Source organism: Paenibacillus sp. JCM 18996 (assembly GCF_055392555.1).
Genome location: NZ_AP043884.1, coordinates 3510374 through 3530549 on the forward strand (window position 1 = coordinate 3510374; position 20176 = coordinate 3530549).

Genomic DNA, 20176 nt, shown 5'->3' on the forward strand with positions numbered 1-20176 from the left:
AAGAAATTTGCTAATACTCTAGTCCAACAAGTCACAGGGAGGAGATCAGATGAAGAGTTTATATATATTCGCTGTCGCCGTGCTGCTCGCTGCCTCAGGCTGCGGTCCGCAAACTCAGCCGCAGGCCGCTAAGACGCCGTCACACGCCCAAGAGGCAGCTCAAGCGCCGGCTGGCAGCTCCGACGCCAATGCTGCAGGCACTGCGCCTGCGCAAGAAGCGGCGAAGTCCGCTGAAACAGCGCCGGAGGCCGCCAAGCCGACTGACCCGGCGGTCAAGTCGGAGCAGCAGCCCGAGCCCACAGCGTCCGGGCAAGTGAGGCCCGCGCCGGGCAAGCTCGACGCTCAGCCGCAGGCGGGCCCGCCGAATAACCGGGCGGAGCCTGCACCGGCTGCACCGGCGGCCCAACCGCCCGTCAGAGGCGGGCAGTCGGCCTCGCAGCAGCCTGCAGCCGGCAGGCAGCCAGCCTCACAGCCGTCTGATCCCGGACAGCCGGGAGGAACTGCTGCAGCGCATCAACCCACACAGCAGCCCCCCGTCTCCGCTCAGACTCCTGAGAAAACCGCGTTACAAATCAGCATAACAGGGGACAGCAAGCGCGGGGTCATTTTAAAGGAAATCTCCGTGCCTTTTCAGGAAGGAATGACGGTGATGGATGCGCTCAGGCAGGTGACCAAAGAAAATAAGATCCAGATGGAATTCCAGGGCAAGGGAACATTCGCATATGTACAAGGCATTGATAACGTGTACGAATTTGATGGGGGACCCAAAAGCGGATGGGTGTACAAAGTAAACGGCGTCGCGCCAAGCCAGGGAGCGGGCTCTTATAAGCTGTCGGCAGGCGACAAGCTTGAATGGCTGTACACGCTAAACCTTGGAGAAGACGTAGGGGCGATAAAGAAATGAACAGCGGTTTCCGGTCGTTCCATCCGTTTCCCTGTTTTTTCTTTTATATGGGCGTTATGATTCTTGGCATGATCGTAACCCACCCGATTTACATTTTAACTCTTCTGCTGCTTTTGACGCTGCTTGCCGCCTTGAACCAGGAACACAAAGCCTTGGCAAGCATGTTGAAGCTTTATCTTCCGGTTAGTGTGCTGTATGCGATGATCAATCCGCTGTTTTCCCATCGGGGGCGTCATATTTTGTTTTACCTTTGGGATCAGCCGGTCACGTTAGAGTCGCTCGCTTACGGCATTTATTCTACGGTCAATCTGCTGGTGATTCTGGTGCTGTTTATCTCTTTTAATTCGGTGATCACGCCGGCCAGGTTCCTGTATTTGTTCGGGTCGCTGTTTCCGAAAATCGCGCTACTCATCGTCATGTCGATGCGCTTTGTTCCGCTGTTAAGGCGAAGGCTGGCGGAAATTTCGTCGGTGCAAAAAATGAAGGGCGTCGAGGTGGGGCACGGAAGCCTGCGCAAACGAATGACGGCCGGAATGAAGCTGCTGCAGATTCTGCTCACCCTTAGTCTCGAGGAGGCGCTGCAGACGGCGGATGCGATGAAAGCGAAGGGATATGGCTCGGGCCCGCGCGGCCGTTATGAGGAATTCGTTATGCGGCCCCGGGATTGGGGCTTGTTCGGGCTTTTATCGGCATTGTTTGCAAGCTGTGTCGTATTCCGGTCTCTGGGCTACGGCTCTTATCGGATTTTCCCGACGCTTGGAACTGTGACGCTGCAGGGGTGGGAGACGCTGTCGTTCGCCTGCTTTGCGCTTTACGCGGCAGTGCCGGTCATCGTGGAAGCAAGGGAGGTGTGGCTGTGGCGATCCTGGAGATCCAAGAATTAAGCTTTCGATATGCTGCGGGGGAACGCGCTGTGCTGGACGGAATCAACCTTTCGGTGGAACCCGGTGAATTTGTGCTGTTGTGCGGGACTTCCGGCTGCGGCAAAACCACTCTGCTCCGCCATATCAAGAAGGAGCTCACGCCTGTCGGTGCGGGAAGCGGGCAGGTGCTTTTTCAGGGCAAGCCTCTTTCGGCATATGACGACAGGTATGTTTCGAGAAATATCGGGATGGTGCAGCAGAGTCCGGAAAATCAGACGGTCACGGACAGAGTGCTGTCGGAGCTTGTGTTTACGATGGAAAATGTGGGGTTTACAACCGATCTTATGCGGAGGCGGGCAGCCGAGCTGTCGCATTATTTCGGGCTGGAGGCGCTGCTGGGCAAGCACGTGTTTGAGCTGTCAGGCGGCCAAAAGCAGCTCGTGCAGCTGGCCTCGATGCTGGCTTTACAGCCGCAGCTGCTGCTGCTCGACGAGCCGACGGCGCAGCTCGATCCGCTGGCGGCCCGGGAGCTGATCCAGATGCTGCAGCGGATCAATCAGGATCTTGGACTGACGGTCATCGTGGCAGAACACCGTTTTGAAGAGCTGCTGCCTGTCGTTGACCGGGTGGTAGCGATGGACAATGGTGCCATCAGGTACACGGGAACATCGCGTGAAGCCGTGCAAGCGTTTTGGTCGGACGAGCATGGCAAGTGGGAGGATTTTGTTCCGCCGATTCCGAGGCTGTTTTTGCAGGAGACGGGGAGCCGGAATGAGCGGGCACCGCTTACTCCGCTTACGGTCAAAGAAGGCAGGCAAATGCTGCGGGAGTTCCCCTCATTGGAGCGCGTCCGGCAGACAGCGGCTGCGGAGCCGGAGGGCAGCAGCTCTGGTGATCGGACGATTTTGCTGGAGTGCAGGGATCTGTATCTTCAGTACAGTCCACAAGATCAGGCGCCGGTGCTGAAAAATGCTTCTCTCCGTGTGCACACCGGAGAGGTGCTCGCTATACTCGGTGCGAACGGATCCGGTAAAACTACTTTGCTGAAAGCCATGGCAGGAATTCTGAAGCCGCAAAAAGGCAAAATCCTTCTCCAGGGGAAGGACTTGGGCAAATGGAAGCCCCATGAACGCGCGGCTCGGATAGGGTTTCTGGATCAAAATCCGCTGACCTATTTTATCGAGGAAACGGTGCTGCTTGAGCTTCAGCAGGCTGGGGCCCGGTCTGAGCAGGGGGGCGCCGGCCGAGATTCCCAACGCGCGACTCTCCCGGCGCGTAATGCGGCGCTGCACGGCGGGTGGTCAGAAGCAATCGCGGATGTCGTGGAAAGGTTCGGCCTTGGCGATGTCCTCGGCAGACACCCTTACGATTTAAGCGAGGGGGAGCGCCAGCTTGCGGCATTAGCGGCAGTGATGCTGTCTGGGCCCGGTCTCTTGCTGCTCGACGAGCCGACGAAAGGGCTGGATCCTGCGGCCAAGCGCCGCTGGGGAGAGCGGCTGCGGGAGCTGCAGCGGATGGGCAAAACTGTTGTCATGGTCACGCATGACGTGGAATTCGCCGCAGACTATGCCACCCGGTGTGCGATGATGTTTGACGGCACGGTCGCCGCCGAAGGGGCACCTTCGTCGTTCTTCCGCGATAACTTATACTACACGACGGCGATGAGCCAGCTGCTGAGGTGGGAGTGAAATGACGCGCGTCCGTTTCGCTTTTTGCATCGTAATCCTGTTATTCGTCGGCGCGCTTGCCTACATGGCCTGGGCGACAGACGAGCAGTATTTGCCCATCGCCCTGCTCCTGGTGTGCAGTTCGATCGTGCCGTTTTTTCTGCGCTTTGAAAGACGGTCCCTTCAGGCCCGCGAGATCGTTTTGCTGGCCGTACTTTCCGCGATAGCCGCCGCCAGCCGGGTTCCTTTCGCCGCTTTGCCCAGCGTGCAGCCCACTTCGTTTGTCATCATCGTTTCCGCTCTCGTGTTCGGTCCGGAAACGGGCTTCATGGTTGGCGCAGTGGCCGCGATGGTGTCCAATATGTTTCTTGGGCAGGGCCCCTGGACTCCCTGGCAAATGTTCGGCTGGGGAATGATCGGTTGGACGGCGGGCATCCTGTATCAGTGGGGCTGGCTGAAAAACCGTTTTATGCTGCTGGCCTTCGGGTTCGTTTGGGGCTTTTTCTTCGGGTGGATCATGAATATTTGGGTGCTGGCCAACATGGGGCGCGATCTGACCTGGGCTGCGGTGCTCGCTGCTTATGCCGCCAGTTTTTACTTCGATTTGGCCCACGCCCTCAGCAACGTCTTTTTCCTGGCGGTGCTCGGTCCGGGGTGGATCAAGATTTTGCAGCGCTACAAAAGGAAGTACGGGTTGTTGGAAAAATAATGTCAGCTGCGGGGTCGATCTATGGTTCGACTCTGCTGCCTGGATTTCTGCGCGGCATGGCAGGGTCAATCATTAGTTACATTGGCCCATAATTAAATTGGAAAAAATCACTTTACAAACCGGCCCTCGGTCGCTATTGGACAAAAAGTCGCTAATGCTCCTCTTTACCGATTTCCTGGAGGAATGGAAGAATTTGATATATCCGGAAGCTGCGGATAGACAACAACCTGGAATAAAAGTACAATTACCAATAATAAACATCTGGCTAGGCAGTGAATCAAAGTACGGTTTAGCATGCGGAGGAATCTATGCTTAAATTAGACATAAATAAGCCTGAAGAGCTTGTACGAGTGGCCCATGCCTTATCCTCTGAGGTCCGTATAAAAATTCTGCAGCTGCTGAACAACAGGAATATGAACATAATCGAAATTGCGGAATCAATCCAAATCCCTGTTTCTACGGCTGCCTCCCACATCAGGATACTGGAAAAGGCCGGGCTTATTTTGACTGAATTGCAACCAGGCATCCGGGGAGTCATGAAAGTGTGCAGCAGAAGCTTTCACGATGTGCATATGAATTTGAATCCCGGCACTTATTTGCAAAACTATAAAAACAAATACGAAATTGATATGCCCTTGGGACAGTTTGTCGACTGCTTCGTCAGTCCCACCTGCGGTATGGCGAATTCACAGCAGATGATTGTGCCGGAAGATCAACCTTCCAGCTTTTTTCATCCCCACCGCGTGACGGCCCAACTCATTTGGTTTAGAAAAGGTTATGTGGAGTACAAGTTTCCGCTTGGAGTTTCCAATAAGGCCGGGATCGAGTCGCTGGAATTCAGCTTGGAACTTTGCTCGGAAGCCCCAAGCTACGACAATGATTGGCCGTCGGACATCACCGTGTGGGTGAACGACATTGAGATCGGGACCTGGACGTGTCCAGGCGATTTTGGCGGAAGGAGGGGACGGCTTAATCCGGCTTGGTGGTCTGAAAACAGCACGCAGTTCGGCTTATTGAAAACCTGGAAAATTGACAGGACCAAATCCTCTGTGGACGATGTGCCGATCTCGAGCGTAAATATCACCGATTTAAAGCTGCCCTTGAGCGATTCGATCAGTTTTAAGATCGGCGTAAAAACGGAAGCGGTTCATAAGGGCGGTATCAACCTGTTTGGAAGAGAATTCGGGGATTTCGACCAGGATATTAAAATGAAAGTGTATTACGTGAATGAATAGCTGGGATTGCCGCACGCAGCACCCAAAGTAAATTGAACAGCACTTTTGACAGTAAAGTAATAAATGCGAGTGCAGCGGGATCCCTGTAGTGGCAGGAGCTGCTGCTGTGAATGGTGCATTTGCGGCAGTCATGTGAGCCTCAAAACGCCAAATAGCCCGGCGTGTTCCGCCAAGCGGGGTTAGCGCTCACGCATTAACGGATTTTTATTCCCTTATTCACAGATTTCCCGCTCCCCGACTCACATTAACGGAATACAATTCCTCTATTTTGGGAAAACAGGCTTTTTACCCATTCCAACCAGCGTTTTGGTCATAAATGACGGAATCCCAGTTCGTTAATTCCGGGAAATATCCGAGAGGGAAGCCCGGTATATTTTCACGTTCATCAAAGTAATCCAGTCTGCTATGAACTAGTCCAGTCCCAGTCATGATAAACAGGTACGCTGTCTTATTTACCTGAAGGGTGGATTTTGTTACTTTTCTAACGCGCGCACCTCTCCGGCACGCGCTTCGGGGCTGCACGGTCGATAGTCAGACTCGAAAAAAGACTTTTATTTATTACAACTATATTGTAAATAAGTAAATAAATGGTATAATAAAAGCGGTTACATACCATATTATTCTATTTTACCCATCTAAACACCTGAGAAACAGCGAATTTTCCTCTAATAAGTTACATAAACATTGTAATAAAACAGATACAGTGTTTGTGCTGACTTACAAAAAAACAATCTTGAAAGGGGAGTGCAAGCTTTGAAGAAAGGGCTTTCATTGTTACTGTCACTAGTCCTTGCATTCAGTCTGCTCGCAGCATGTTCATCAGGCACAAAATCCGCAGAAGGGGACAAAAAGCCGGCTTCGTCCAACCAGAAGGTTGAACTGGTGTTCTGGTCCTTGTTCAGCGGCGGCGACGGGGATTTCATGCAGCAGATGATCGACGGCTTCAACAAAGAAAATCCGAACACCCAAGTGAAGAACGTGAAGCTGGAGTGGGCGGAATATTACACCAAGCTGATCACGGGAGTATCCTCCGGCAACGGGCCGGACATCGGTGTGTCCCATACCTCCAAGCTGCCCGAGCTGATCAAGCAGGGCGTCGTCAATGAACTGGATCCGATCGCGAAAACAGAAAACCTGGACTGGAACCTGTTCAACCAGAACATTTTAAACTCCACGGTGGTGAACGGCAAACATTACGCGATTCCGATCGACACGCACCCGTTTATTATGTTTTATAACAAAAAGCTTTTGAAACAGGCCGGCCTGCTCGACGACAAAGGCAAGCCGGTGATGGAACAATCCGCAGAAGGCTTTGTAAGCTTTGCCGTCAAGCTGAAGGCCAGTCTGCAGAACAATCAAATGGCTTTCGCTTTCCCAAGTAAAGGGGACGATCCGTACCGGCTCTGGTGGTCGCTTTATCACCAATTGGGCGGGAAGGATGTCATCGCCGATGATTTGAAAACGCCATCAATCGATATGGATAAGGCCGTCAAGGCGGCGAATTATATCAAGGACTTATACCATAAGCATCAAGTCATCCCGCTGAACCTGGAAAACTTTACGAAGACCTTCCAGGCGGGCAACTCGGGATTCTTCATGTCAGGCGTATGGAACACCGGAACAATGGAACAAACGAGTGGACTGGAATTCGGCGTAATGCCGATCCCGAAGTTTTTTGACAAGCAGGCCACATGGGGAGATTCCCACACGCTGATCCAGCCGATGCAGAAAAAACAGGATGCGAATAAACAAAAAGCGGCTTTGGCCTTTATGAAATACGTTGCCGACCACGGCGAAATCTGGGCGAAGGCGGGACACATCCCGGCAAAAGCGAAGATCGTCGACGATCCCGAATTCAAAAAGCTTCCTTACCGCAGCGATTATGTTTCAGTAGCCGACACCGTTGTGTTCAACAAGCAGTCGCCGTATAACTGGCCGATGAAAACGGTCATCATCCGCAACCTGGATACGATCTGGAGCAATACTGTCCCTGCGGAAGAAGCGTTCAAGAAAATGCAGGAGGAACTGAAGACCGTCATCAAGTGATCGCCTTGCGAAATCTATAGTCCTGGCCGCCCGGAGGCTTTCCTCCGGGCCAACCCGGATATCGTGAGAGAGGTGCGCAATGAAGAGCAAGAAAATGACCGGGAACATCAAGGCAGTGCCTTTCCTGCTTCCTTTTTTCATCGTCTATGTCCTGTTCACGGTGTACCCCATGCTGAAAGGCTTGCAGATGAGCCTCTATCAATGGACTCTTATCAAGCAGATGGACTACGTGGGTTTCGCCAACTATACAGCGATGTTCAAAGATCCGCAATTTTGGCAGGCTCTATGGAATACCACCTTATTCGTGCTTTTGTCCACTCCGGCGATGGTTGTGCTCGCTTTGGTTCTAGCGCTGTTTGCCAACATGAAAACGAAATTCCGGACCTTTTTCCGGGGGAGCTTCTTTCTTCCGGGAGTTTTATCCGTATCCGTCATTTCCTTCTTGGCCATCTTCATGCTGCAGCCCTACACCGGATTTGTGAATTCTTTCCTTCATCTGCTGGGCAGCAAGGCCGAGCCGTTCTGGCTGGCCGACAACAGGCTGGCGTGGGTATCGATCATAAGCGTGACGCTATGGTGGACGGTCGGTTTCAATATGATTTTGTATCTCGCTTCACTGCAGGATATCCCCGACTATTTGTATGAGGCGGGAAAAATCGACGGAGCCACCGACAGCCAGCTGTTCTGGCATGTGACTCTGCCGCTCCTTGCGCCTATCACGAGGATGATCCTCCTGCTGCAAATTATCGCTTCGTACAAAGTGTTCTCCCAGATTTGGCTCATTACTAGAGGGGGACCGGGCACCAAGACAAGGCCGATCATCCAATACATTTATGAAACCGGATTTAAAAATAACGATCTGGGCTACGCAGCCACCATGTCTTACGCACTGTTCGTCATTTTGCTGGTGCTCGCCTTTGTACAGCTCAAACTAAAGCCTAAGGAGGAGGTCTAGGTGAAGTCACCCGCTCTGCTGACGAGAGTCCGGCTGGTCCTGGCTTTTATCCTTGCGTTATTTTTCCTGATCCCGGTCGTCTGGATGCTGTTCGTCTCTGTCAAGACGGAAGGCACTCCGATCAAAACGCTCATCGACTGGTTTCTGCCGCCTTATACTTTTATGAATTACGCTAACGTGCTCGGCAAAACGCCGATGCTCAGGTGGATGGGAAACAGCCTGTTTATCGCGCTTGTCAAAACGGTACTGACCGTGCTGTTCACATCTCTGGCCGCTTTTGCCGTTTCCAAAATTGATTTTCATTATAAAAATTGGATTTTTCTGTTTTTTGTCGCAGGCTTGATGATTCCGGGAGAGGCGACAATCATTCCGCTGTATGCCGTTGTCAAAGATATGGACTTGCTGGACAGCTACCTGGGCATTATTTTTCCGGGAATTGCTGCTCCGCTTGGGGTCGTCATTCTGAAAAGCTTTTTCGACGGTGTGCCTAAAGAAGTCCTAGAGAGCGCGGAGATGGACGGGTGCGGCTTGTTCAGGATTTACAGCACCATCGTCCTGCCTTTGGCCAAACCGGCGCTTGCGTCGCTCGCGATCTTCACATTTATCGGTTCGTGGAACAATTTTCTGTGGCCCTATTTGTCCATCACGAGCGAGGAGCTTTATACGCTGCCGGTCGGCATTCCTACTCTGCTGTCGAACTACACGGTGGATTATGTCACTCCCATGACGGTCAACGCCATAGCCTCCATACCGGTCATCATTGCTTTTATTCTGTTTGAAAAACAAATTGTACAAGGGATCAGCTTCACCGGAATCAAAGGATAAGAGAGGAGAATTGTAATGGTAGACGAAAATAAAGGGGTGCGCCAGGAATACCCGAGACCGCAGTTTGCAAGGCCGGATTGGATGAATTTGAACGGGGAGTGGGACTTCCGCTTTGATGACGGCAACATTGGCGAATTTCAGCAGTGGTATAACGGATCTGTGATGGACCGCAAAATTATCGTCCCTTTCAGCTATGAAAGCAAGGCCAGCGGAATCGGGGAAGAAGCGCACCACAACAACGTATGGTATCAGAAAAAATTGCAGCTTCCGGCGGAATATGAAGGCAAGCGGGTCATTCTCCATTTTCAAGCGTCAGATTATCGGACCAAGGTCTGGGTAAACGGTATTTTTATCGGCCAGCACGTTGGCGGGTATGCGGCTTTTTCGTTCGATATTACCTATGCGATCCAGGATTTCCAAAGCGAGCAGAACGTCGTGGTCAAAGCCGAAGACAGCATGAGCTGCTTCCAGCCGAGAGGAAAACAGAGATGGAAAGACGAGAACTACGGCTGCTGGTACACGCAGACTACCGGGATCTGGCAAACGGTATGGCTCGAGTTTCTGGACGCCGCCTGCATCCGCGATGTGAAAATAACACCGGACATCGATACCCGCTCCGTTCGTTTTGAGTATCAGATAGACGGTATGGCCGGACGGGATTTGCGTGTCGAAACGGCGATAACGTTCCAAGGAAAGCCGGTGAAGAAAGTATCGTCCCTCGTCGACAGGGAGTCGGTGAGCCTGAGCCTGGACATCACAAGCGACATCCATGAATGGAGAGTTATGCTCTGGCATCCGAACCGGCCGAACCTGTACGACGTGGAGTTTGTTTTATATGACGGCGAACAACCGGTGGACCGCGTGACCTCGTATTTTGGAATGAGAAAAATCTCTATCGAGAACGGATACATATATTTGAATAACCAGCCTCTGTATCAACGGCTGCTGCTTGACCAGGGATACTGGCCGGACAGCCTGCTGACGCCTCCATCCGAGGAAGCGATCATCGAGGACATCGACAAGACGCTGGAGATGGGCTTCAACGGCGTCAGAAAACACCAAAAGATCGAAGACGCGAGATTTTTGTACTGGTGCGACCGGAAAGGACTGCTGGTATGGTCCGAAATGGCGGCCGCTTACGAGTTCTCGGATGAAGCGGTGAGTCATTTCTCGCAGGAATGGGCGGATATCGTCCGGCAGAATTACAATCATCCGTGTATCGTAACTTGGGTGCCGTTCAACGAATCGTGGGGGATTCCTCAAGTGTTGACCGATCGGAAGCAGCAGGCTTTTACCGAAACGATCTACCATCTGACGAAGTCGCTCGATTCCACCAGGCCGGTGGTCGTGAACGACGGCTGGGAGCATACCGTTTCGGACATTCTCACCCTGCATGACTATGAGGAATTTGGCGCAAGGTTCGCTGCCCGTTACACGGATAAGGAGCCGCTGGTCAGCAACGAGCGTTCCTTCAGCAATTACAAGCTGGCGTTTGCCCAAGGCTATGAATATAAGGGCCAGCCAATCATCATCAGCGAGTACGGCGGCATCGCGTTCGACGAGGGAAAAGGCTGGGGGTACGGCAGTATGGTCAAGTCGGAAGAAGATTTCCTGCAAAGGTACAAAGACATTACACAGGCCATTAAGCAAGTGCCTTATGTATGCGGCTTCTGCTATACCCAGACTACCGACGTCCAGCAAGAAATCAACGGCCTGCTCACGGCAGACAGAAAGCCGAAAATCGACCCGCAAAAAATTCGCGACATTAATCTTTCCTAAACATCCAAGGAGGAAAAATAAATGGAAGCCCTGAGACCGCCCGCAGTACCGCTAGTTACCGTTGACCCTTACTTCAGTATTTGGTCGTTCAACGATCGTCTGCATGAAGGGGTGACCCGTCATTGGACGAAGCATAACCACGGCATGTTTGGAATGGCCTTAATCGATGGAGCGGCATGGCGGTTTATGGGCGGCGCCGATATCCGCAACGATGTAGAGGCGCTGGCAGCTCCGGCGATGCTGCAGACGAGCCTCGTCGTGCTGCCTTTATCCACGGTATACACGTTCGAGGCGGGCGGGATTTCCTTGACTGTGGACTTTACTACACCGCTGCTGCTTGATGATCTGGACGTATTGTCAAGGCCGGCTTCGTATGTTACTTTCCAAGTTCGTTCATTGGACGGGCATGACCATAATGTACAGATTTATTACGATGTGACGGCTGAGGTTTGTGTCCACAGTCCGCAGCAGCAGGTCGAATGGACAGGGTTCAAGCAGCCGGACGGCAGCCAGGCGTTGAAAATGGGCACGAGGAAACAGGCTGTGCTGCAGCGAAAAGGCGACGATGTGCGAATCGACTGGGGGTATGCTTACCTGGTGGTGCCTTCTTCCGTACCTGCCCAAACGACGATCCGTTCAGAGCAGCTGCGCCGCATGGTGGCGGACAGCGGGGCATTCGATGCAGAGCTTGACACCGATATGCCGCGTGCGGCGGAGGAGAATATGCCGGTCATGGCGGCGATGCTCGATCTGGGCCGGATCGGAGCGGAGGAGCAGTCCGGCTTCCTTGTTCTGGCTTACGACGATATTCTGTCGGTCGAGTATTTCCATACCCGGCTTCCCGCGTATTGGAGGAGAAACGGGATGACGACCGGACAAATGCTGGCGGCCGCAGTAAGCGAATACCCGTCTATCATGAGCAGGTGCCAAGCGGTAAACCAACAGGTGCGGCAGGATGCGCTGGATTCCGGCGGGCAGAAGTACGCCGATATTTTGTCGCTGGCTTACCGCCAGGCTATCGCTGCCCACAAATTGGTGCAGGATGAAGCGGGGAACGTTGTGTTTTTCTCAAAAGAAAATTTCAGCAACGGCTGCATGGGGACGGTGGACGTAAGCTATCCTTCGATCCCGCTGTTTTTGCTGTACAACACCGAGCTTGTCAAAGGGATGATGCGGCCTGTTTTCCGATATGCCGGTTCCGACGAGTGGCCTTATCCGTTCGCTCCCCACGATGTCGGGCGTTACCCGATCGCCAATGGCCAGGCGTACGGATTGAACATCGAACGGCAGATGCCGATTGAAGAATGCGGCAATATGCTGATTATGGCTGCGGCTGTATGCCTGGCGGAGGGGAAGTCGGATTTCGCCTCCGAACACTGGCAGTTGCTCACGCAGTGGGCGGAGTATTTGAAGGAAAACGGCATGGACCCCGGCAAACAGCTGTGCACGGATGATTTTGGCGGCCATTTGGCGCATAATACAAATTTAGCCGTGAAGGCGATCATCGGCATCGGCAGCTACGGCTTGCTCTGCGGCATGCAGGGAATGGAGCAGGAGAAGGACGAACATTTGCGGCTGGCACGGGAGATGGCTGTTCAGTGGGAAGAAATGGCCTGCGACGGCGACCATTACAGACTCGCATTCGATGTCCCGGACAGTTGGAGTCTGAAATATAATTTGGTCTGGGACACGATCTTCGGTTTAAATCTGTTTGCTCCGGAAATCCGCCGCAAAGAGACCGCCTATTATTTGGCCAAACGCAATCGTTACGGCACGCCTCTGGACAACCGCAAAACTTATGCGAAAGCCGATTGGCTCCTCTGGGCCGCCACGCTGGCTGACAAACGGGAGGATTTCGAAGAACTGGTGAATCCGCTGTGGGATTTCCTGCACGAATCCACCCCGCGAGTTCCGTTTACGGACTGGTACTATACGATTGACGGAAGAGTTGTCGATATGATCAACCGCTCGGTTGTAGGCGGCCTGTTTATCAAGATTTTGTCGGACAAAGGGTCATTGGCAAACGAGAGGGAGTCTTTGATGACTCTGTAAAATGGCGGGGCACAGGATCAAATCCTGCGCCCTCTTTTTTTGAGGAAAAGCTTGTTATAGTTTATCTTCCTTAGCTGGTTAATTTTGCTCTATCTCTCTCCGTAGGTCGGCCGAACAGAGCTATCAGCCTACAAATTGCATCAATAGCTTGTTAAACTTGTCGCGTTCTTCCCAGAAAGGGCCATGACCGCTGTATTGAAACGGGACAAGCTGTGAATTCCTTATTTTTTGATTTAGTACGTGAGCTTGTGCAAATGGAATCACTTTGTCATGAATGCCGTGAATGATTAAAGTTGGGATGATTATTTTTTGCAGATCAGCATCAAGCTTCTCGTCTCTTAACAAAATTATGATTGCCGCGGTTGACCATCCTGCTGCTTGCAATCCCAACTGGAAAAACCAGTCTGAGAACGGGCCGGTTATATACTGAAAGAAAAAGGTGTCCGTCACTCCCCGCATCATCTTGGGCCGGTCATTTAATGTTTCGATCAGAAGTCTGTCGGCAGTTTCTTTTGTTAAGCCTGTGGGCGCTGCCGCGTCTATAAGAGCAAGTTTGGACACTCCGTAACCATTGTGCCGGGCCATATAATGAATCGCAATCGCTCCGCCAGTGGAGTGACCCGCAAGTGTGAAGTTGTCTAAATGGAGTGCACCCACTACAGTGCGGAGATCATCTGCCAACCGGTCATAATTGTAGCCGCTCATCGGTTTATCCGACTTGCCGAAACCTCTCCAGTCAATTCCTATACAGCGGTATCCCATTGCTGGAAGAACATCAAACTGATACTCAAACTGTTTATGGCTCAACGGCCAACCATGTATAAACACAATGGTCTTGCCGCCCCCGGGGTTTATATCTTCCACATATATATTTACGCCTGGTTCTACAGTGATAAAGTATCCCACGCCGATTCCTCCGTTTAGTTAAAGTGGCACACAACTTATGATACTCACCTAAGGAAAAATAGGTGAGCGTCTACTCTTGTTTGTACGCGATGTGGGAGGAACTGTGCCGACAAATATAGAACTACGCTAAATGTTCAGCTATAGAACTAAGCTATCTGATATAGCGAGAGTGCGAACAGGCGATGGCAGTCATACCGGTTATTCTCTTTTTCCTTTTTATGCAGAAGTATATAATTCAAGGTATAATGGCAGGAGCTGTAAAAGGGTAACTTTTAAAATGATTATGAAGGCATACCATGGCGGGAAAATTGAAGTTGGCAGTCATCGGCACAGGCAATATTTTCAAAAATGCGGGAAGCAGTCAAATTATGATAATGGGAGAAGTGAAGAGCATGGAATATGGGATAACTTTTCTGGGAACCAGTGCAGCGGAAGGGATTCCGGACCCGTTCTGCAAATGCGGCATATGTGAAAACGCGCGTCAAAAAGGCGGCAAGGAAGTGCGTACAAGGAGCTCGCTTAGGCTGAATGAACGGGTACATATCGATTTCGGTCCGGATATTTTTAGCCAATCTTTAAACTGCGGGGTAAATCTGCATGAGCTCAGGCACATTATCATGACCCATACGCATGAAGACCATTTTTGCATCAGCCAGTTCAGTTTACGCCAAATGGCACTGGACAGCAGGGAAGAGCCGCTGAAAGTATATTTAACTTCTCCCGCGTATAAATGGGCTTTTGAACAGCTTGGCGAATACGACCTTTCCTTGATAAACCGTGGAATTATTGAGTTCGTGGAAATCGAATATCTGAAGGAATATGAGATCGAAGGGATGAGAGTTCAGGCGTTGAAAGGCAACCATCGGGCGCACGGAAAAGGCGAACAGGCCGCCAATTACCTGATCACTCTTCAGGACGGCCGTAAAATGTACTATGCTGTGGACACCGGGTATTATTTTGAAGACACCTTTGAACTATTAAAGCCGCATACCCTGGACCTGCTCGTCATGGAGTGCACTTTTGGTTCTATTGCGCTTGGAGCCGGTGCGGAGCATCTTGATGTGTACAGCTTTGTCAAGGTGTTGGAGATGCTTCTGGAGCAGGGCACGATCAACGCGGGTACACGGATCCTGGCGACGCACATTAACCATGTGCATAATCTGGATCATGAGGGACTCCAAGCTTATTTTGCACAAAATGCTCCTGTGAAGGTGGAAATTGCCTATGATGGCTTGTTGATTTGAGATGGCATTGGAATAAAAAAACGCCAAGTGAATCTTGGTGACTTATTTGTTGTATAGGAAATTATGATTTTAGGTGCGGCTGTGGATAAGCGTAGCCCCTGCTCCATCCGCTTCCCAATGTGCTAGAATGAATGCAGGGAGAGGAGGGGTCCTTGTGGAAGAGCTGACGCTGCTTTTGTTCGAAAGAATGGGGATTTTGCTCATTTTGACGTTTATCTTGACGAGGATCCCTCTGTTCCGCCAACTGCTCGACCGGAAAAAGTCCGCCGGCAGCATCTTGATTTTTTCCTGCCTGTTCGGATTATTCGGTATCCTGGGGACGTACGCCGGGGTGGTCGTGCAGGATAATATAATCTCCTCCTCGTTCTGGATGTTTCCGCTTGCTCCGGAGCAAGCTGTGGCGCATTCCGCGTTGGTCGGCGTCGTTATCGGCGGCCTGATGGGCGGGCCCGCTGTTGGAGCCGGGGCGGGGCTGATCGCCGGGACGCATTTGCTGTATATCGGCGGATTTACCGGGCTCGCTTTCGGCATCGCTTCGCCGCTGACCGGAATCCTGGCCGGCGGGGTAGCCAGGTTCTTCTCCCAGGAGCGGGTTATTTCTCCTGTGAAAGCGCTTTTTATCGGCATGTTTGCGCCGATTCTGCTGATGGGGATGATCCTCATCTGCACCTATGCCCCCGGCAAGGCAATCGAGTTGGTCGATTTTATCGGCATCCCGATGGTGCTGACCAATAGTGTGTCGATTGCCATTTTTACGACCATGTTGCGAGTTGCGATGCTTGAAGAGGAACGGGCGGCGGCCTACGAAACGCAGAGGGCACTGAAAATTGCCGAGGCTGCGCTTCCCCACTTGAAGCAGGGGCTGGGCTACCAAACGGCCGAAGCCGTCGCCGGTTTATTGATGCGCGAGCTGAAAGCGGCGGCCGTCGCGATCACGGACACGGAGCGCATTCTGGCGCATGCCGGTATCGGAGCAGCGGTGCACATGCCGGGAGAGGAGATCAACTCCCCGCTGTGCCGCAAGGCGCTGGCTACCGGAGAACTGCAGATCGCCGACAGCCATGAGCAAATTCAGCCGTATCATGGGGCGCTGGGAGCGGCGATTATTGTTCCCATCAGCCAAGGCGTTGCGGAAGCGGGGCTGATCAAGCTGTACTTCAAGCGGCCGCAGGAAATCCGCACGGTGGAAATCGTCCTCGCACAGGGCTTAGGCCAGCTCATCTCCTACCAGCTAAGCGCCGCGATGCACGAAAAAATGACGCACCTGATGAAGGAGGCCGAGCTCAAAGTGCTGCAGGCCCAGATCAACCCTCATTTTTTGTTCAATACGCTCAATTCGATCATATCGCTGATCCGCGTTAACCCCGACATGGCGCGGCATGTTACAATGCAGCTCGGCACGTTCATGAGGCTCAACTTGAAGATTATATCCTCTCAGCGGATTTCCATCCGGCAGGAGATGGACCTTTTGAACGCATACATAGAAATCATCAAAATCCGGTTTGAAGACCGGCTGGCTGTAGTTTGCCAAATCGATCCGGAGCTTGAGGCGCTGCCCATTCCGCCCGCAACGATTCAGCCATTGGTGGAAAACAGCATCCAGCACGGGCTGCGCAGCAGAACGGCCGGCGGCGTGATCCGGATAGAATTAAAAAGAATTGGCGGGCGCGCGGAGATTTGCGTCGAGGATAACGGGACCGGGATCCCGCCGGAAGTGCTGGACAAGCTGGGGGAGAAGCCGGTGTCGAGCAGCGAGGGCAACGGCATCGGCATTTATAACATAAACCAGCGGTTGATAGCTCTTTTTGGCAAAGACGCACGGCTGCGCATCGAAAATAAAGAGGAAGGCGGATGCCGGTTCAAATTTTTCATACCATCTACGCTTGCGGAGGCGAGGGAGTCGAATGAAGCGCATTAAAGTAATGATAGCGGAAGACGAACGGTTAGCCAGGGAAGAACTGTCCTATCTGTTGCAGCATGAGGACGATCTGGAGCTCCTTCCCAGCGCGGTGAACGGAAGGGAATTTCTGGAAATGGTGCGGACCTGGCAACCCCAAGCCGTGTTTCTGGATGTGCAGATGCCGGAGATGGAAGGCATACAAGCGGCACGCATGCTGAAGTCGTCGCCGCATTCCCCGTTCATCGTATTCACGACCGCTCATGAAGATTACGCGGTAGAGGCATTCGGCTTAAACGCCGTCGATTATTTACTTAAGCCTTACAGCCAGCTGCGGCTGAAAGAGACACTGCAGCGCATCCGAGCCAAGCTGGCCGAACCGCAGCCGGAGCCTTCCTCCCTGTCGCCAAGAAAGGGCCTGTCCGCTCCGGGCGGGAGATTGAATAAACTGCTGGTCGAAGACGGGGAAAAGCACGTGCTGCTCGATCCGGAAACGATACTTTACGCGGTCAGGGAGGAGAAGGTCATCCGTATTCACACGGCGGAGGGGCAGTGCATCACGTCCAAACAAACGCTTCAGGAGCTGGAGGATAGGCTGGAAGGCTACTCCTTTTTCCGTCCCTACCGCAGCTATCTGGTTAATCTGAAAATGATCGACGAGCTGGTACCGTGGTTTAACGGGGCATATAACCTCATTCTGAAGGATGCCAAACGCACTGCGATCCCCGTGTCGAGGGAAGCGGCCAAGGAATTGTTCCGGATGTTTAAGGGTGAATAGCGACGCAAGGTTAAACAACGGCTGAATAAAAAGACCCACCATCACGAGTCGGATGCGCGGGTCTTATTTCCGGGGAATGCCAAATCCTTTTTGGATAAAATATGGATAAATAGCCCCCAAGCAATCCGTTCGGACCTGCTTTTTAACGCTTCACACTCTCTTTTGAACGATTGGCGCACGGTTATGTCACAGAATGTTCAAAACCGTTTATAATTCATTTAAGCGCTTTCAATAATCGTCAAGGAGCTGATTTCATGGCAGAAAGACATCTCATCGAAACGATATCAAGCAGGCAGGGGAGCTACAATCTTCAATCTTATGAATCCGCTTACAATAATTTTGACTGGGAAGAGATTGAGCCTCATTTTACATGGCACCGCACAGGGAAATGCAATATGGCCTACGAGGCGATCGACCGTCACGCTGAAGGGCCGCTGAAGCATAAAGTCGCTTTGATCTATGAAGCCGATGACCGTAAAGAAAAATATACATTCGAACAGCTCGGCAAAATGTCCAACAAGTGTGCAAATATGCTGTTAAACCTCGGTATCGGGAAAGGGGACCGCGTCTTTTTCTTTCTGCCCCGCTCTCCTGAAACATATGTCGGCATATTTGGAACGTTAAAGATCGGGGCGATTGTCGGCCCGTTGTTCGAAGCTTTTATGGAAGGCGCCGTGCTGGACCGGCTGGCTGACTCCGAGGCGGTGGCGGTCATTACGACCTCTGCGTTGAAACACCGTATTCCAAGGGATAAGCTGCCGCATTTAAAATATCTCATTATCGTCGATGAACAGGCCGAATGGCTGCCCGGTGAAATCGATTTTCATCAAGCGATGGCGGAAGCCTCCGAAGAATTGGAAATCGCTTGGGTGGATCTGGAGCATCCGCTTATTCTGCACTACACATCCGGCTCGACAGGTAAGCCGAAGGGTGTGCTTCACGTGCATAGGGCGATGATCCAACACTACATTACGGGGAAATGGGTGCTGGATTTACAGGAAAACGATATTTACTGGTGCACGGCGGATCCGGGCTGGGTTACAGGGACATCCTACGGCATTTTTGCACCCTGGCTGAACGGAGCGACGAACCTGGTTCGCGGCGGACGTTTTTCTCACGAACGGTGGTATCAAACCCTGCAGGATCATAAAGTTACTGTATGGTACAGCGCTCCGACGTCATTCCGCATGCTGATGTCGGCAGGCGAGGATACTGTGAAGCAGTTCGACTTGTCCAGCCTTCGCCATCTGCTTTCCGTCGGCGAACCGCTGAACCCGGAGGTGATCCGCTGGGGATTGAAGGTGTACGGCAAGCACATTCACGATACATGGTGGATGACGGAAACGGGCGGCCATATGATCGTCAACTTCCCGTGCCTGGATAAGCGGCCGGGCTCGATGGGGAAACCGTTCCCCGGCATTCAAGCCGCGATCGTGGATAATGAGGGCAAAGAACTGCCGCCTTACAGTTTGGGGAATTTGGCGATACGCTCCGGATGGCCGTCGATGATGCGCCAGATTTGGAACAATCCGTCCAAGTACGAGGAATACTTCCGCCTGGAAGGCTGGTACATTTCGGGGGATTCCGCTTACATGGACGAAGACGGCTACTTCTGGTTCCAGGGACGGGTGGACGATGTGATCAACACGGCGGGCGAACGAGTCGGGCCGTTCGAGGTGGAAAGCAAGCTCGTGGAGCATCCGGCCGTGGCTGAAGCCGGCGTCATCGGCAAGCCCGACCCGCTCAGGGGCGAGATTATCAAAGCGTTCATTAACTTGCGGGAGGGCTATCATGAAAGTCCCGAATTGCTGGAGGAGATTCGCCAGTTTGTCCGCAACGGGCTGTCCGCGCACGCGGCGCCCCGGGAATTCGAGGTTGTGCCCAAACTGCCCAAAACCAGATCCGGCAAAATCATGCGCCGGGTACTGAAGGCCCAGGAATTAGGCCTGCCCACAGGAGACCTTTCCACATTGGAAGATTAAATTTAAACATTGGAGGGATAGCGGCATGAAGGGTAAGCAAAAAGATTACGCTGAAGTCTGGCAATCCGAGAAGTTTAGGACGCTGATTTCCCGCAAAAAGCGGTTTATTTTCCCGATGACCATATTTTTCCTTGTCTTTTATTTCGCACTGCCGATCATGACTTCGTACTCCAAAGTGCTAAACGAGCCGGCCATCGGGCCGATCTCATGGGCATGGATATTCGCCTTCGCCCAATTTCTTATGACATGGGCATTGTGCATCATTTACTCCAGGAAATCGGCACAATTTGACCGTATGGTTGACGAAATCAAAAGGGATATGGGGGCATAACCA

Annotated in this window: 16 protein-coding genes; 15 read left to right on the forward strand and 1 reads right to left on the reverse strand. The window is 52.3% G+C overall.

The features are described from left to right. Window positions 1-49 precede the first annotated feature (49 nt). The 10 genes from ACZ5N7_RS17305 to ACZ5N7_RS17350 all read left to right on the forward strand — a co-directional run bounded on the left by ACZ5N7_RS17305 (window position 50) and on the right by ACZ5N7_RS17350 (window position 13035). Window positions 50-904, forward strand: a complete 855-nt coding sequence (locus tag ACZ5N7_RS17305; protein WP_464655860.1) for a DUF4430 domain-containing protein — start codon at window positions 50-52, stop codon at window positions 902-904. Then, window positions 901-1788 (forward strand): energy-coupling factor transporter transmembrane component T, encoded by an 888-nt coding sequence (locus tag ACZ5N7_RS17310; protein WP_464655861.1) that lies wholly within the window; start codon window positions 901-903, stop codon window positions 1786-1788. The genes ACZ5N7_RS17305 and ACZ5N7_RS17310 overlap by 4 nt, the downstream gene beginning before the upstream one ends. Next, on the forward strand, window positions 1761-3455 hold the full coding sequence (locus tag ACZ5N7_RS17315; protein WP_464655862.1) for an ABC transporter ATP-binding protein: 1695 nt from the start codon (window positions 1761-1763) through the stop codon (window positions 3453-3455). Before ACZ5N7_RS17310 ends, ACZ5N7_RS17315 begins: the two co-directional genes overlap by 28 nt. Before the next feature lies 1 nt (window position 3456). After that, window positions 3457-4143 carry an ECF transporter S component gene (locus ACZ5N7_RS17320; protein ID WP_464655863.1) on the forward strand — a complete coding sequence of 229 codons (687 nt, stop codon included), beginning with the start codon at window positions 3457-3459 and terminating at the stop codon, window positions 4141-4143. 308 nt (window positions 4144-4451) lie between these two features. After that, window positions 4452-5378, forward strand: coding sequence for an ArsR/SmtB family transcription factor (locus ACZ5N7_RS17325; protein ID WP_464655864.1), 927 nt, complete (start codon window positions 4452-4454; stop codon window positions 5376-5378). Window positions 5379-6131: 753 nt separating this feature from the next. Then, the gene (locus tag ACZ5N7_RS17330) at window positions 6132-7424 is read left to right on the forward strand and encodes an ABC transporter substrate-binding protein (RefSeq protein ID WP_464655865.1); all 1293 of its coding nucleotides are present in this window, start codon (window positions 6132-6134) and stop codon (window positions 7422-7424) included. 79 nt (window positions 7425-7503) lie between these two features. After that, window positions 7504-8379 (forward strand): carbohydrate ABC transporter permease, encoded by an 876-nt coding sequence (locus ACZ5N7_RS17335; protein WP_464655866.1) that lies wholly within the window; start codon window positions 7504-7506, stop codon window positions 8377-8379. Beyond that, a complete protein-coding gene (locus tag ACZ5N7_RS17340; RefSeq protein WP_464655867.1) occupies window positions 8380-9204 on the forward strand; it encodes a carbohydrate ABC transporter permease in 825 nt (274 codons plus the stop codon). It begins immediately after the preceding gene. Window positions 9205-9219: 15 nt separating this feature from the next. Next, on the forward strand, window positions 9220-10983 hold the full coding sequence (locus ACZ5N7_RS17345) for a glycoside hydrolase family 2 protein (protein WP_464655868.1): 1764 nt from the start codon (window positions 9220-9222) through the stop codon (window positions 10981-10983). Between the two features lie 21 nt (window positions 10984-11004). Beyond that, window positions 11005-13035, forward strand: a complete 2031-nt coding sequence (locus ACZ5N7_RS17350; RefSeq protein ID WP_464655869.1) for a glutaminase family protein — start codon at window positions 11005-11007, stop codon at window positions 13033-13035. Window positions 13036-13158: 123 nt separating this feature from the next. On the opposite strand, the gene ACZ5N7_RS17355 is transcribed toward ACZ5N7_RS17350, so the two are convergent. Then, a complete protein-coding gene (locus ACZ5N7_RS17355; protein WP_464655870.1) occupies window positions 13159-13941 on the reverse strand; it encodes an alpha/beta fold hydrolase in 783 nt (260 codons plus the stop codon). A gap of 296 nt (window positions 13942-14237) precedes the next feature. On the opposite strand from ACZ5N7_RS17355, the gene ACZ5N7_RS17360 reads away from it, so the two are divergent. The 5 genes from ACZ5N7_RS17360 to ACZ5N7_RS17380 all read left to right on the forward strand — a co-directional run bounded on the left by ACZ5N7_RS17360 (window position 14238) and on the right by ACZ5N7_RS17380 (window position 20173). Further along, window positions 14238-15185 carry an MBL fold metallo-hydrolase gene (locus tag ACZ5N7_RS17360; RefSeq protein ID WP_464655871.1) on the forward strand — a complete coding sequence of 316 codons (948 nt, stop codon included), beginning with the start codon at window positions 14238-14240 and terminating at the stop codon, window positions 15183-15185. Window positions 15186-15339: 154 nt separating this feature from the next. Further along, complete coding sequence (locus ACZ5N7_RS17365; RefSeq protein WP_464655872.1) at window positions 15340-17103, forward strand: LytS/YhcK type 5TM receptor domain-containing protein; 1764 nt, start codon at window positions 15340-15342, stop codon at window positions 17101-17103. Beyond that, window positions 17090-17860, forward strand: coding sequence for a LytR/AlgR family response regulator transcription factor (locus ACZ5N7_RS17370; RefSeq protein ID WP_464655873.1), 771 nt, complete (start codon window positions 17090-17092; stop codon window positions 17858-17860). The genes ACZ5N7_RS17365 and ACZ5N7_RS17370 overlap by 14 nt, the downstream gene beginning before the upstream one ends. A gap of 254 nt (window positions 17861-18114) precedes the next feature. Further along, window positions 18115-19842, forward strand: a complete 1728-nt coding sequence (acsA, locus tag ACZ5N7_RS17375) for an acetate--CoA ligase (protein ID WP_464655874.1) — start codon at window positions 18115-18117, stop codon at window positions 19840-19842. 25 nt (window positions 19843-19867) lie between these two features. Further along, window positions 19868-20173, forward strand: a complete 306-nt coding sequence (locus tag ACZ5N7_RS17380) for a DUF485 domain-containing protein (protein WP_464655875.1) — start codon at window positions 19868-19870, stop codon at window positions 20171-20173. Window positions 20174-20176: the final 3 nt, after the last annotated feature.